Here is a 14601-nt window from a genome sequence, read left to right on the forward strand (position 1 = left end):
CCTATCATTCGCGGCGCCGCCGGTAGCCCGGGCGCGCCGCCCCGCTCTGGCCGTAGGGGGTGCTGCCATGCCGGGCACGTCACGCAAAGCTGCGCGTGGTAGCCGGCCCACTTTGCCGACACACACGGAATCCTATGATCGAAGGAATACTTTTCATGCTCGACGTCTTGTTCATGACGCTGCTGTGTCTGGGCATTCACCGGGCAGAAAAAGCGCCAGTCGACGAGAAGCGCATGGGCGTGTTCCTGTTCGACGACGCGAAGTGAGCCGCCGTTCCATGGCGCACCTGAGGTACGTCCGTCATGCGTGATCTGATGGTCGCCAGCTTTCTGGTGGTGCTGATCCCGCTGGCGTTCTACCGGCCCTTCGTCGCCTACCTGTTGTGGGGTTGGACGACGGTGCTGATTCCGACCAACTACCTGTATGGCTTTCTGGCGGGCGGCCGCTTCAATTTTCTGTTCGCGATTTTGACGCTGGTGCTGGTGGTGCTGGGCCGCGTCAAGGGCGTGTCCTACGAGTTCAACCGCACCACCGCGTTGATGCTGTTGTTCGTGGTGCACGTGAGCCTGTCCGTGTTGTTCGGCTACGCGGGCAACCCGCACAACGCCTACTACTACGAGATCTTTCTGAAGGGGATGGTGTATTGCCTGCTGGCCCCGCTGTTCCTCACCAGCCGCATCCGCCTGCACGCCATGCTGGTCATGGTAGCGCTGGGGTTTGGCTTTCACGGCATGGTGATCGGGCTCAAGCTCATCGCCTCCGGCGGCGGGCACATCGTGACGGGCCCCACGGGCAGCATGCTGTATGACCGCAACCACCTGTCCACAGCGTTGGCCATGTCGTTGCCGATCCTGTACTACCTCTACATGCACTCGGCGCGCAAGTGGGTCAAGCTGGGACTGCTGGCAGCATTCGGCCTGACGGCGTTCACCATCGTGGGCAGCGGCTCGCGCGGCGGTTTCGTGGCCCTGGCGGTTACCGGCCTGTGGCTCGTGAAGACGAGCCGGCGCAAGTTCGCCACCTTGTTCGTGGTCGCCTGCCTGGGCATCGTGTTCTACGCATTCGCGCCGGAATCATGGCTGAACAGGCTGCAGACCATCGAGCACGCGGACGAAGACGCTTCCTTCATGGGGCGGGTGATCGCCTGGAAGATCAGCTCGGCGATTGCGCTGTCGAACCCGCTGTTCGGCGGCGGTCTGCATGCCGTGCAGATCCAGTATGTCTGGGACCAGTTCCTCACCTCGCAGGGACTGCTGGGCTTCATTTCGACGCCGATCCCGACCTTCCGCGCCAAAGCGGCGCACAGCATCTACTTCGAAACCATGGGCGACCTGGGGTTGGTCGGATTCCTGCTGTTCATGGTGCTGCTGTTCAATGGCCTGTACGCGCGCCGCCAGATCCGGCGCCTGCTGGCCCCCACCGGCAAGCGCCACCTGTGGGCATCGGACATGGCCGATATGCTGATGCTCTCTATCATGGCCTACATGGTCGGTGGCCTGTTCGTGAGCCTGGCCTATCTGGAGGCGTATTACATCGTGTTGGTCGTCATGGAAATGCTGAGGCAGCATGTCTTGAAACTCGTCGCTGCCGAGAAGAGCGCACCTGTGCCGCCTGCCATCGCCGTCATGCGACGAAGTTGAACATGCTGCCATTTTCTCGCTCCGTCCTGCAGCTGCTGTCGCGCGACAAGCTGTCGGTCTTCCTGTTTCACAAGATCCCGCTGCAGCTCGACCCACTGGTGCCGCAGGATGTCAGCCTGGCCGAATTCGAGTACCTGCTCGATGCCGTGCTCAGCCAGTTCCAGATCATTTCGCTGGAAGACGGCGTGCGCGGCTTGACGTCCGGCCGCCTGCCATCGCGTGCGGCCTGCATCACCTTCGACGACGGCTACTCGGATTGGCTTCTGGGCATGGCGCCGGCGCTGGAGCGGCGCAACCTGCACGCGACGCTGTTCATCACGGCCGGTCAGTTCCACGGTCGCCCGTTGTGGCACGAGCGCATCGCCAGGGCCGTGCGTGAGCTGAAGGGGCCGACGCTGGACCTGCAGTTCCCGGCCATCCCTCCCATCGATCTGTCCAGCCTGCACGCGCGTCAGTCGGCCGTGGCGCGCCTGGAGCGCCTGTTGAAGTACCAGACGCTGGACCTGCGCGAAGAGTTGCTGGTACGTCTGGAAGCCGCCGCCGACGTGCGCCCGGACGACGTGGCCCGCCTGTCGGTGGCGCAACTGCGCGAGCTGAGCGGGCGCGGGTTCGGCATCGGCGCCCACACCTACGACCACCCGATCCTCGACTACTGCGACCACGATCAGGCCGTGCGAGAAATCGGCGGCGTCCGCGAGATTCTGGAGGGCTTGGTCGACTCGCCCGTGCGCATGTTCGCCTACCCGAACGGCCGGCCGCATGTGGACTTTTCCAGCCACCACGTGGACATCGTCAAACGCGCGGGCTACACCAGCGCCGTGACAACGCAGTGGGGTGTGGCAGAGATCGGCACGTCGGTCTACCAGATTCCGCGCTTCACGCCCTGGGGCAAGGACCCACTGCGCTTCATGCTGCAGCTGGGTCGCAACCTGATGACCGCGCCCGAACGCGTGCCGGAAGGCTGACACATGCAAGCCAAAGCCTTGGTCCGGGAACTGCTGTACCGGTGTGGCCTGTTGAGCGCAGCCCATGCGCTGCGCAACCGGCGCGCGCTGACCACGTTGATGTTCCACCGCGTGCTGCCGGCAGATGGCGCCGACTATGCCGCGGCCGAGCGCGAGTTCACCTTCAGCACCGAGGGGTTTGGCCGCTGCCTGGACTTCGTTCGCAAGCACTACCACTGCGTGAACTTGCGACAGGTGCACGATGCCTTGCACGGTCGCGGCACCTTGCCGCCCAATCCGGTGCTGATCACTTTTGACGACGGCTGGCGTGACACGCTGGTGCACGCGCAGGCGGCACTGCAGCAACGCGGCCTGACCGGCGTGCTGTTTCTCGCGACGGAGCCGATAGCCTCCAAGCACTCCCTGTGGTGGCAGTACATCCTGGTCCACGTGCTGGCCGAGCGTGCGGCCACGGCACGGCTGTGCGAGGCCATGGGCGTGGACGCACCGCTTGCGGGCCAACGCGACGCCGGTCAGCAACTCACCGCGCGGCTGGCCGCACTCGACGATGACGAGCGCCACCGCGTGCTGCAGCTGGCCGCCCCCGCATCGCTGGGCGGCGAGCAGGGCCGGCAGATGCTGAGCCGGGCCGAACTCGACGCGTTCGCGCCGGGCTGCATCGAACTGGGAGCGCATGGCCATACCCACGCACCTCTGTTGCACAGCGCCGATGCGGCGGCCGAGCTCAGGCAATCCCACGACCTCATCGCCCCCTTGTGCGGCACGCCGGTGACCATGTCGTTCCCGCATGGCTCCTATGACGCGCACCTGTCGGAGATGAGCCGTGAGGCCGGCTTCCAAATGGCCTTCACCAGCGACCCCGAGTTGACGCTGCTGGGGCCGAACGCGCAGCCGTTTCGGCTCGGGCGCATCCATGTGCCCGAGAACCAGTGGACCTGCCGCGGCGGGCGCATCGACTTCCCGTTGCTGGCCACCTTTCTCTTCTTTCGCCGCCACGCCTGATGGCGCCTGTGCTGCGGCTTGACGCCTTTCCGACCCTTGCTTTGGCATGACCCCTGATCTCCACATCACGCGAACGGCATTCAGCGCGCTGTCGCCCCAAGACCTGGCCGCGTGGCGCGCGCTGATGGCCGATGACCCGCAGACGCAGCGCGCGTTCCTTTCGCCCGATTTCTGCGCGGCGGCCGACACGGCCTATGCGCGGCCCGTCACCGTCCTGCTGGTGCGCCAACGTGCCGATGGCCGGTTGGTCGGCGTGTTGCCTGTGCAGGCGCGCGCCTCGCTGGTCGGCACCCTGGGGGTATACGAGCCCGTGGCGGGGGTGATGAACGACTACTTCGGCCTGCTGGCCACGGCGGGGCTGCGTGTCAGCGCCGAACAACTGCTGTCGCGCAGCGGCATCGGCTGTATCGACTTTTCGCATCTGGACGAATCGCAAGCCGCGTACGGCCTGCAGGGCGAAGACCCACGTGTGGGCCTGCGCACGCGCATTCACGGCACCGGCGACGCGCATTGGGAGGCCCTGCGCCTGATCGACAAGAAGCTCGTGAGCGATACCGAACGGCGTGAACGCAAGCTGATCGCCGAACACGGCGCGCTGACGTTCGCGTTCCAATCGGGGCGCCCGCGCGAGGCGCTGGAGCAACTCATCACGCTCAAGCAGGACCAATACCAGCGTACCGGCCGTGCGCAGGCGCCGCTCTTCGATGCGCACCACACGCGGCTGCTGCACGCGCTACTGGAATTGCGCGAGCCGCTATGCACCGGCGTGTTGAGCACACTGCATGCGGGTGACCAGCTGGTCGCCGCGCACTTCGGCCTGCAGTCCGGTGCCATGCTGCACTTCTGGTTTCCGGTCTATGAAGACCGTTACTCCGCCTACTCGCCAGGCCGCATCCTGTACCGCCACATCATCCGGGATGCGCACCTGCATGGCGTGGCCGTCATTGACCGTGGCGAGGGCGATACCAAGGCCAAGCGCGACTTTGCGAACGAGGAGCACCTGTTCTACAAAGGCGTTTGGACGGGTGGCTTGCGCGGCGTGGTCGCCAAGGCTGCGCTGTCTGCACATTGGCGCTGGCAGCGCAGGGCGCAAGTGGCCGCTTAAGCTCGGTCGTTCTGCCAACCCCACGGCAGTGCCGTACCGCCGCACATCTTGCTGACGCGAGCCATCCACATTGCACGTGACCATGAACCCCACCATCTCGATCGATCAAGTTGTCACCAATGGCTTTTGCGTGGGCTGCGGCGCCTGTCGTGTGAAGTCAGGCGGGGCGTTGGAGATGCAGCTGGACCAGCACGGGCTGTTTCGCCCGGCCATCGAGAACGCGAGCCCGCAGCTGTTGCAGAGCGTCGATGCCGTCTGTCCCTTTTCGGATGCAAGCGCGGACGAGACCACGCTGGGCGAAGCATTGTTCCGGGACACGGCGAAGTCCCACGATCCGCGTGTCGGTTTTTACGCGTCGACGTTCGCTGGCCGCATCGCCGATGACGCGCTGGTTCAGCGGTCCAGTTCCGGTGGATTGACAACATGGGCTGCAGCCCAGCTGTTGCGCTCTGGCGAGATCGACGGCGTGATCCACGTCGGTGCGCTCGACAGTGAATCCCGACTGTTCGAGTACGCGGTCTCGGAGAGCCTCGAGCAGCTGTACGAGAAAACGAAGTCGCGCTACTACACCGTCTGCTTTTCGGATGTGGTCTTGAAGGTGCGCGGCAATGGGCGGCGCTACCTGTTCATTGGCGTTCCCTGTTTCGTCAAGGCGATGCGCTTGCTGTGCCGCGAGGACGAGGTCCTGCGTGCACAGATTCCCTTTTGCTTTGCGCTGATCTGCGGGCACCTCAAGTCACCCGCCTTTGCCGAGCTGTTTGCATGGCAAATGGGCGTGCCACCGCCAGCGCTGGGGAAGTTCGATTTCAGGGTGAAGGATCCCAGTCAGCCAGCCCCGAAGTATTCGGTGCAGGCCTGGCGACGCCCGGACGGCGATTCGTTCACCCGTTCTGCGCCCTCGCTCTACGGAAGCAACTGGGGCCATGCCTTCTTTCAGCTCAAGGCCTGTGATGCCTGCGACGATGTGATGGGCGAGCTGGCAGACGCCACATTCGGCGACGCCTGGCTGCCGGAGTACGACGCGAACTGGCGCGGGACGAGCATCGTGATCTGCCGCTCCGAGCGTCTGGACCAGCTGCTGCAGGCCGGCCTGCAGGCTGCCGAGATCGAACTCGACGTGCTGGACGTCGAGCGGGTCGTGAAGTCGCAGGCGGGCAACTACCGGCACCGCTGGGATGGCTTGTCGGTGCGCACCCTGGATGCCCGGCGAAAGAAGCTCTGGTTTCCCAAGAAGCGCGTCCAGCCGGGCTCACGGCCAACCGACCTCATCCGCAAGAGGATCGTGCGCGCGCGCGTTCAGATCGCGGAGCAAAGCCACGCTGCGTTTCTTCGCGCCAAGCGAAAGGGAGATCTGCAGGCCTTCATGGATGACATGCGCCCGCTGACCGACCGCATGAAGAAGCTGCACGTTCAAGCCATGAACCGGGAAGCCGCCATCTTTTACGCGCGCCATCCGGTCGCCCTGTTGCGCAAGCTGGCCGACAAGTCGGTGGGCCTGTTGCGCCGGTTCTCCAAGTAGCCAGCAGACACGAGCCGCCATCCGGCTCCGCTGCGTTACTTTGCCTCGATCTTGCGGCCGATGATCGGCAGGTCGATCTGGAACCCCTCGGGCCGTTTGGCAACCGGCCCCTTGTTGCGGTAGATCACCAGTTCCTTCTCGTGCGCCGGAAAGTTCGCGGGCGTGGCAAAGCGCTCCACGCGTTCGAACTCCGCAGACGCCAACACCGCCTCGAAGCGGCGCATCACTTCCAGGTCGTCCCAGAAGCCCGGTTGCACGACGAGGTAGTGCGCGCCGCTGCTGTGGATCAGTGCGCGGATGTCCGGCTCGGACAGCGCCTTCTGCTCGACCCCCAATTCGCGCCGCACGGCCACGCGCAGCAGCAGCTTGTCGGCCCGCACCACGCTCAGGTCGCGGCGGTCCTCGCGCGTGCGCATGTTGAACACGAAGGCACCGTCGCGGTAGCCGGAGAAGATCACGGCGCTGTCCTTCGGCGCGTGGCGTGCGATGTAGTCGACCGCCTGGGCGTAGCCGCCGACGGCAAACACGGGGCGGCTCCACATCGTCTGCGCGAGCGTGCCTGCCGCCAACGTGATGCCCAGGGCCAGGGCCAGCGTGCGCTGTGGCAGCAGGTTCAGGGCGAAGAACGCAGCAAACACGGCGGGGACCAACAGGAAGACGCTGTGCCGCGCTTCCTTGAGATCGATGGCCGAGAAGAACAGGTAGCCAACGCAGAACCAGAGCCCGAAGAACGCCAACTGTTCCCGCAGCGGTGCATGCACACGGCGCGGGGCGGCCACGACCAGACAGATGCTGGCGGCGGCCGCGCTGGCGCATGCCAGCCAGCCCATCTGGCCTGGCATCTGGCGCAGGTACCACAGCCAGCCGGACAGCGACGCGCGTGACACCTCGGCATCGGCGATGCCCGTCACCGACTGCACATTGGCCTGCCCGAACTTGATGGTCAACACCATCAGCGGCAGCAGGCTCACCACGCTTAGTGCCAGCGCGCCCCACACATGCGGATCGCGCAGCAGGCTCCAGCGCCGACTGCCCAGCAGCATGAGGGCGTACACCGGCGCCATGAAGGCCAGACTGATCTTGGTGTACATGCCCAGCACCAGCAGGGCGCAGGCGAGGTACAGGAACAGCGGGCGCTCGCCGCGCAGGTATCGCACGAAGGCGTACGCGCTCCACACCAGAAACGCGAAGGCGGGGATCTCCAGCATCACCTGGCGACCCCAGAACGCCACTTCGGGCAGGGCAATCACGGTCAGCGCGCACAACACAGAGGCAAAACGCGGCAGCCACAGCCCGGCCAGCCGGTAGCTGCCCCAGGCCAGAGCGGCGTAGTGCAGAAACACCGCGAACAGCGCCGTGGCTTGCGACACACCGAACAATGCGTACAGCGGCGCGCTCAGCGCATAGAACAGCGGCGGATAGAACAGGATGGTCAACGCCGGGTACTGGGCGTAGTAGCGCATCGCGTAATCCTGTGGTGCGGAGAAGGGGGCGGCTACCAGCAGGTCCTTCACGAAGACGCCGTTCAGGGCATGGCGCGGCGCATCCGACCAAAAGAACTCGCCCGCCCAGGGGGCTGCGCTGAACAGCACGCCAAGGACCAGCAGGATCAGCAACGCTGCCAGCGCGTCAGCGTGTCGTGTTGAAAACTTCATGGGCTCGGTGGATCAGTACAAAAAGTTGGGTGGCTGCGCGGTCCGCGCAGTACGAAGCGTGCCCCGCTGCCGGTCAGCGGCGCACCTGCGCGCGGCCCAGGCTGCGCATGAGCCGCTTCCACAATGTCAGCGCGAAATAGGCGCCGGCACGGGGTTTGCGGCGGCTTTGCAGCAGCGCGCGCCAGAAAGCGCGGCGAGCGACGTCCAGGTCGCCGTTCCAGAAATGCGAGTAGCCATGGTCGAAGTAGACATTGCCGATACGGCCACGGAATTCGCGCTCTCCAATGCTGGATCCGTCGGGGTTCGTCAGGCCCCAGCGCAGATGGGCGGTCTGCAACATGGTGGCCAGGGGGCTGACCTCCGAGAGCCGGTGCATGGCACTGGAGCCATGGATCCGGTAGAACGCCACCGTGCCGTCCAATGCATGCATCTGCGTGATGCGCGCAGCCTTCAGCCAGAAATCGTAGTCTTCACCGACCCGCATGGAAGGGTTGAAGCCGCCGATGGACTGATAGATGCGGCGCCGGATCACAGCGGTGTTCATGCCGACCAGCAGCCCCAGCAGCAAGCGCGTGTAGATCCAACCCGAGCGCCCAGCCTCGGCCTCGCTCATGTCACTGCAGTCATGCCAGAGCGTGTGCGCCGCCGGAAACACGCCCTGCGCGTCGGCAGACCAGCGGATGAACCCGCCGAACACCACGCCCACATCCGGATGACGGTCGAAATAGCGCACCTGCGCCAGCAGCTTGCCTGGGAACCAGACATCGTCCGCATCGAGGAAGGCGATGAACTCGCCGCGCGCTTCCCGCATGCCTGCATTGCGCGCATGGGACACGCCACGACCCGTCAGCCGCAGCGTGCGGATACGGGGGTCGACCTGGGCCAGCGTCGCGTAGTCAAAATCGTCCGAGCCATCGTCGACGACGATGATCTCCAGCGACGTGAACGACTGCGTCAGGATGCTGTCGATGGCCTCGTGGATGTAGTCCTTGCCGTTGCGCACGGGGATCACCACCGACACACGAGGATGCAGCGCCGCTGGCGGGGCGGCCTCAGGCATGGGCGACCCCTACGCGCGGCTCGATCAGTTCCACCGCCTGCCGCACGAACCGATCGAACTCCTGCTCGAGTGCTTCGCGGCGCGCGCCAATCCTGGCCTGGATGGCCGGCAGGTCGGCGCGCACGGCGTTGAAAACGGTCAGCGTGTTGGGCACGTCGAAATGGACGGCCGACACGCAGTGCGCCGGCATCTGCATGACGTCGAAAAATCCGTTGTGCTTTACGTCGTACGCCAGGCCGATGCAAGGAACACCGCACGACGTGGCCAGGATGCACGAATGCAGCATGCCGCCGATGTGCAGGTCCAACTGCTGGTAGGCGCGCAACAAGTCATCGGGCGGGCCATCTGCGACCGTCATGGGAATCCCCGCGTCCTGCATCAGGCGCGCGACCACCTTCTCGGGCTCGTAGTGCGTCATGTAATGAAACTCGCAGGCGCCTTGTGCCTGGATCGCCTTCAGCAGTTCGACATACTTGGGCAGGTCTTTGCGCACGCGCTCGTTGGCCTTCGGCCCGTGGAATGGCAGGTTGAAACCAATCTTCAGCGGTCGATCGGCGCCGGCAGGCCGACTGGTGCCCGGTGCTTTGGCAGGCGCGTAGTACAGCGCGGCATCCGCCACCATGTGCACAGGCTTGTCCGTGAGCGCCTGCAGGGCGCGGTGGGTCCTCCAGTCGCGCACGCTGATGAGGTCACAGCGCTGCAGCAGTTTGCGGATGGCGGGCAGGTCGGAGAGGCTGATTTCCCCGTCGGCGTGATCCTGCGGCCCGAGGATCTGGTTGATGCCGATGCCGACCAGCGCCAGAGGAATCTTGTTGGTCAACAGGAATTCGAGATCATTCGCGGTCGACTGACTCAGTTTGTTGTCCTTGTTCAGCGCCAGGTATCCGCTCCCGCACACCGCCACCATGGCGCTGGTGGTCGGGATCGAACTCAGGGTCCCCCAGTTCTTGTGGACGAAATCGACCTTGTCCATATGGGCAGCGATCTTGGACGTGATGCTGTCGACGATGGCCTGGTCGCCGCGGTTGACGGACGTGTCATTTTGGTAATTGCGGTAGTCGAGCGCGGACAGGTCGCCGTTTTTCCAACGTGCGCGGTCGCGCGACAGGTAGTGCGCATGCTTGAGCGCAGCTCGCGTGCGCTGCCACGGGCTGAGGGGGGGCACCGGCTCGGCGGCGGCACCGTAAGCCACGATGCTGGGCGTTCGGGTGGATGTCATACGTTTTTGAATCGTTGCAGGAATACAGAGATTTCGCTCCAGAGCGGAAGCCGCAGGAGTTTGGTGCCGAGCAGCCAGACCACAGCGGCGACAACTACAGCAACTCCCAACGATGCCCAGGCCGGTAGACGGTCATCCAGGAGGTGCCGCCAGGCCCAGACAGCCGCGCATACTGTCACGGTCAATGCGGCAGGTCGGGCCTGTACATGTAACCATTTGCGAACGCCGATGCCCAGTTGCGCCTTCAGCACGATGACATACAACGGGATGGCGAGCAGTTCGCCGATCAACACCGCCTCTGCGAAGCTTTGCAGCGACCCGTCGAACAGCGCCAGCGCCAGCGCGAACTTGAAGGCGAGCGCGATGCCGAGCGGCAGTGCAGTGGCGTAGGGCTTGCCCATGCCCATCAGCGCGTGGGGCATCAGAGAAAAGGCGGTCTGGATGGCCACGACGCCACACAGCCATGCGATGGCCGGCACCGAGCCCGCCCATGCACTGCCGTACAGCGTCAGGATCACCTCGCTCTTCATCACCAGCATGAAGCCCAGCGCTGGCCAGATGAGGCTGGTGAGGTAGGAGGTGCCCCGGCAGAACTCGATGTCCAGCCGGGCATTGGAGTGGTAGGTCTTGGCCAGATAGGGCAGCGCAAGCGCATTGATCGTGGGCGTCAGAACGCTGTTGATGATGCCGACGGTCGAGTTCGCACGGCTGAAGTAGCCGACGTGGGCCGGCGTGGCCATGCGGCCCAGCATGACGTCGGGCAGTGCGTTGTCCAGGGCCTTCAACGACGAGGTCAGCACCGTGCCGCTGCCGAAGCCGACGATCTTGCGCCAGCCCACGAGTGAGGGGCGGCGCGGCAGCCCCGCCGGACGCACGAAGTGAAAGCCGATGCCCACGGCCAGGATGTTCACCAGGTTGGCCCAGGCCATCGTGGTGTAGCTGAAGCCGAGCAGCGCAAAGGTGATGCTGGCGCACACATACACAACGGTCGCGAATACGGTGACCTTGGCGGCCTTCTCCACTTCCATGGACCGCGACAGCACGGCGGCGGGAATGGCACCGAAAGGAATGAACAGGAAGCCGAGCGACAGGATCTGCACCACTTCGCGGACGCCATCGACCCGAAAGAAGCGGCCCCACCACCAGGACGACGCGAACAGCAACGCAGCCATCACGACCGAGGTCACATACAGGATGCCCGTGGCGGTGCGGATGGTTTGCGCGTCCAGCGTGGGTTGCCGCTTGATGTACGAGAACACCCCGAAGTCGCGAAACACATGCGAGAACGCCACCAGCACCGCGCTCATCGAGAAGATGCCGATCTCCTGCGGCGACAGCAGCCGGGCGATGACGATCGACAACACGAAGTTCGCGGCCAGCGCGCCGTTGCTGGCCAGGAACTGGATGCCGACTTTCTTGCGTAAGGAGTTCATCTGAAGAGGTGCACAGGCGCGCTGGCCATGGAGGGTACGCGCGCTGACGCGGTACGAGCGGCCGAAGCCGCACGCATTGTCACCGCACGATCTTGTAGACCGACGTGTCGATCACATCGTCGCGCCAGACCAACTGCAGACGAGGTGACATCGTGCCTACAAAGTCCTTGGTGCCGACCAGGTAGACCCAGTCAAAGCGCTCCAGCGGCAGCGATTGCAGGACCCGTTGGCGTTCTTCGGCCGTGTCCTTCCTGTAAATGCCGGAAGGAAACTTGTAAAACGGCGTGTCCAGGTTGTAGCGAGGCATCACCACCTGCGCGCCGGGCTCTGCGAACAAGCCGTTCACGAATGCGTCCTTCTGCACCACCAGCAGGGTGCCGATGTGGTCGATCGGCGGATTCAGCAGCCAGGGGAAGGCGGGCGCCGACAGCAAGGTGGCCACACGCGCGCCATGGTCGATCTTGCTCATCGCCTCGCGGTGGTGCGCGTAGATGCTGTCGGCGCGCACCCAGTTGAAGCCGATCACGCCCATGCGCACGGTGAACAGCGCCGCCAGCGCCAGCACGCCGGCCTGCAGTTGCCGGCGCGACAGCGCCAGACCGCCCAGTGAGGCCGCAGCCACCACGCCGATGGCCGCCGTCAGCCGCCGGTCGGCGCCGCCGGACGAGAACAGCCCGTTGGGCAGCACCAGGTAGAACACCGTCAGCACGGCCAGCGGCAGCAGCATGGCCGGGTGCACGCGAAACGCCTTGCGCCACAGCCCCACGGCCAAGACGCCCAGCACCAGCAGCCAGGTCGCCACGTCCAGCGGCAGGCTGTAGTTGTTGAAGACGTCCAGCAGCCCCAGCGCCTTGTTGGCGATGCTGCCGGGCAGGATGTCGCCGACCCGGCCTGCCGTGGGGCTGGCCAGCACCAGCAGCCCCAGCGCGGGCAGGAACTGGATACCGGCCAGCACCACACCGGCCAGGCCGCGAGCGGTCGCGCCGGCCAGCTTGCGCCCACGCCACCAGCGCCCGCCTTCGTACGCCATGACGAACAGCCCGTAGACGCCCAGCGGGAACAGGTGGCAGATGAACAGCACCGTGGCCGGCAGGGCGAACATCAGGCGCAACGCCCAGTGGGCGCGCTCGCGCACCTCCACCCAGGCCGCCATCACCCACAGCATCAGCCCGATGGCGAACACGTAGTTCATGAAGCCCCACAGGAAATGCCGGTTGTAGAGCAAGAGGAACACGCCCAGCGACAGGTAGGACCAGGTTCCGAACAGTGCACGGTTCAGCACCACCGCGCCGCTGGCGATCAGCACCAGGCTGGTGGCGACGAACAGCAGCGACGCGCGCTCCACGCCGATGCCGAACCAGTGCATCGCGGCCGGCACCAGGATGTCCGACGCCAGGTTGGGAATCACGCCCCACTGGATCTCGTAGTAGCGCGCCAGCGGCTCGGATTCCTCCAGGTTGGCCAGGATGTGGAGCCGCGCCAGGTGGTTGGCGTAGTCGCCCAGCGGCAGCGGCGAGGCCAGCAGCAGCGGGCCCAGCGCCATCGCCAGAAAGCACACGAACACCGCGCCGAACATGCCCAGCGGGTGGGTGATGCCGTTGGGGGCCGGCAGCGGGGTGGCCCCGAAGCCGGCACGCATGTAGGTGGCGTTCATGGCCGGTCCGATGCCGGCTCGGCCGGCGGCGCGAGGGGGGCGCCACGGAACACCAGCAGCCGCTGCAGCCCATAGGACAGCACGGTCGTGGGTGGCAGCGCCAGGGCGCCGGCCACGTAGGCGTTGAAGCCCCGTGCCATCAGCCAGCCGATCAGCGCGATGTTGAAGAAGTACAGCACGGCCCAGACGGCGACGAAGTACAGGAACGACCAGCGGCCCGCCGTCTTGAACACCAGGCGTTTGTGCGCCTGGAAGCCGACGGCGATGCCGCAGACCAGCGCCACCAGGTTGGCCACGAAATAGGCCATGCCCAGCGCGATGCACAGGGCGTAGATGCCGTAGGAAAACGCGGTGTTGGCCAGCCCCACCGCCAGGTAGCGCAGAAATCGCTTGCGTTCCGCGCCCGGGCCGTTCTCGGTGGCAGCAGGCACGGTGGCGGCTGGGGCGGACGACGTCGCCATCAACCGACGCGGCGCACCGGCGCCAGCCACAGCCGGTAGAACACGGCGCGCAGGCAGCTGTACAGCGGCGCCCGCAAGCGGCCCAGGTGGCGGTCAATGGCGCTGGGTGCAAACCCTGGGGTGGTCGAGATGCGGCGGATGAATTGGTTGAAGTCGGTGCTTTGCGCGTTGCCGATGGCCACGCTCCACGAACCGCGCGACACCCGGAAGGCGCTGAGCGGCGCCTCCAGGTAGTAGGCATGCCCGGTCTTCAGCAGGCGGAACCAATAGTCCAGATCCACGACGTAAGGGTTGACGGCGTCGAAGTCGCCGATCTGTGTGGCCAGGGACCGCCGGTACAGGCCGCAGCCGGGCTCACCGATCAGGTTGGTGCCGGCACGGATGCAGCGGTTGATGACGGCCTGGCCGTCGAGCAGGCCGGTGCGTGCCGGATAGCGGCGCCGCATCAGCGGGCGCCCATCGGGCAGCACGATGCGCCGTGCACAGAACACCAGCGCGATGCGCTCGTCCGCGTCTGCCTCCAGCACGGCGACCTGCTGCGCCAGGCAATCTGTGGCCAGCAGATCGTCCTGCGGCAGCAGCTTGAAGTACTTGCCGCGGGCTTCAAACAGGCAACGGTTCCAGTTGCCCTGCGGCCCGAGGTTGCGCGGGTTGCGCAACAGTCGGATGCGCGCATCCTGGAAGCTGGCGGCGATCTCAGCCGTCTCGTCTGGCGAGCCGTCGTCGATGACGATCAGTTCGAAATCGGTCAAAGTTTGCGCCAGCACGGATTCGATGGTCGCCCGGATGAACGCCGCCCCCTTGTAGGCAGGGATGGCGACCGTCACCAGCGGTGGCGCGGGCACGGGCGGCGGCGGGGCGTCGGAGGCTTCTGGCGGCATGGCGGAG

12 protein-coding genes are annotated in these 14601 nt (G+C 65.5%); 5 read left to right on the top strand and 7 right to left on the bottom strand.

The features are described 5' to 3' along the window. Window positions 1-302: 302 nt before the first annotated feature. The 5 genes from AC099J_RS05315 (at window position 303) to AC099J_RS05335 (ending at window position 6231) form a co-directional block, all read left to right on the top strand. Window positions 303-1640 carry a putative O-glycosylation ligase, exosortase A system-associated gene (locus tag AC099J_RS05315; protein WP_479614174.1) on the top strand — a complete coding sequence of 446 codons (1338 nt, stop codon included), beginning with the start codon at window positions 303-305 and terminating at the stop codon, window positions 1638-1640. Between the two features lie 2 nt (window positions 1641-1642). Further along, entirely contained in the window at window positions 1643-2605 is a 963-nt protein-coding gene (locus AC099J_RS05320) for a polysaccharide deacetylase family protein (RefSeq protein ID WP_479614175.1), read from the top strand. A 3-nt stretch (window positions 2606-2608) separates the two neighbouring features. Beyond that, on the top strand, window positions 2609-3607 hold the full coding sequence (locus tag AC099J_RS05325) for a polysaccharide deacetylase family protein (RefSeq protein WP_479614176.1): 999 nt from the start codon (window positions 2609-2611) through the stop codon (window positions 3605-3607). A 46-nt stretch (window positions 3608-3653) separates the two neighbouring features. Further along, window positions 3654-4712, top strand: coding sequence for a GNAT family N-acetyltransferase (locus tag AC099J_RS05330; RefSeq protein ID WP_479614177.1), 1059 nt, complete (start codon window positions 3654-3656; stop codon window positions 4710-4712). Between the two features lie 82 nt (window positions 4713-4794). Further along, window positions 4795-6231 carry a Coenzyme F420 hydrogenase/dehydrogenase, beta subunit C-terminal domain gene (locus tag AC099J_RS05335; protein ID WP_479614178.1) on the top strand — a complete coding sequence of 479 codons (1437 nt, stop codon included), beginning with the start codon at window positions 4795-4797 and terminating at the stop codon, window positions 6229-6231. A 35-nt stretch (window positions 6232-6266) separates the two neighbouring features. On the opposite strand, the gene AC099J_RS05340 is transcribed toward AC099J_RS05335, so the two are convergent. The 7 genes from AC099J_RS05340 to AC099J_RS05370 form a co-directional block, all read right to left on the bottom strand. After that, window positions 6267-7886 (bottom strand): ArnT family glycosyltransferase, encoded by a 1620-nt coding sequence (locus AC099J_RS05340; RefSeq protein WP_479614179.1) that lies wholly within the window; start codon window positions 7884-7886, stop codon window positions 6267-6269. 73 nt (window positions 7887-7959) lie between these two features. Beyond that, window positions 7960-8946, bottom strand: a complete 987-nt coding sequence (locus AC099J_RS05345; protein ID WP_479614180.1) for a glycosyltransferase family 2 protein — start codon at window positions 8944-8946, stop codon at window positions 7960-7962. Then, the gene (locus AC099J_RS05350; protein WP_479614181.1) at window positions 8939-10138 is read right to left on the bottom strand and encodes a polysaccharide pyruvyl transferase family protein; all 1200 of its coding nucleotides are present in this window, start codon (window positions 10136-10138) and stop codon (window positions 8939-8941) included. The genes AC099J_RS05345 and AC099J_RS05350 overlap by 8 nt, the downstream gene beginning before the upstream one ends. Window positions 10139-10161: 23 nt before the next feature. After that, on the bottom strand, window positions 10162-11598 hold the full coding sequence (locus AC099J_RS05355; protein ID WP_479614182.1) for an oligosaccharide flippase family protein: 1437 nt from the start codon (window positions 11596-11598) through the stop codon (window positions 10162-10164). Between the two features lie 79 nt (window positions 11599-11677). Continuing rightward, window positions 11678-13252 carry a hypothetical protein gene (locus tag AC099J_RS05360; protein WP_479614183.1) on the bottom strand — a complete coding sequence of 525 codons (1575 nt, stop codon included), beginning with the start codon at window positions 13250-13252 and terminating at the stop codon, window positions 11678-11680. Next, a complete protein-coding gene (locus AC099J_RS05365) occupies window positions 13249-13683 on the bottom strand; it encodes a GtrA family protein (RefSeq protein WP_479614184.1) in 435 nt (144 codons plus the stop codon). The genes AC099J_RS05360 and AC099J_RS05365 overlap by 4 nt, the downstream gene beginning before the upstream one ends. Window positions 13684-13712: 29 nt before the next feature. Next, window positions 13713-14594 carry a glycosyltransferase family 2 protein gene (locus AC099J_RS05370; RefSeq protein WP_479614185.1) on the bottom strand — a complete coding sequence of 294 codons (882 nt, stop codon included), beginning with the start codon at window positions 14592-14594 and terminating at the stop codon, window positions 13713-13715. Between the last annotated feature and the right edge of the window lie 7 nt (window positions 14595-14601).

The sequence above is a fragment of the Rhodoferax sp. RT4P68 genome (assembly GCF_056521305.1).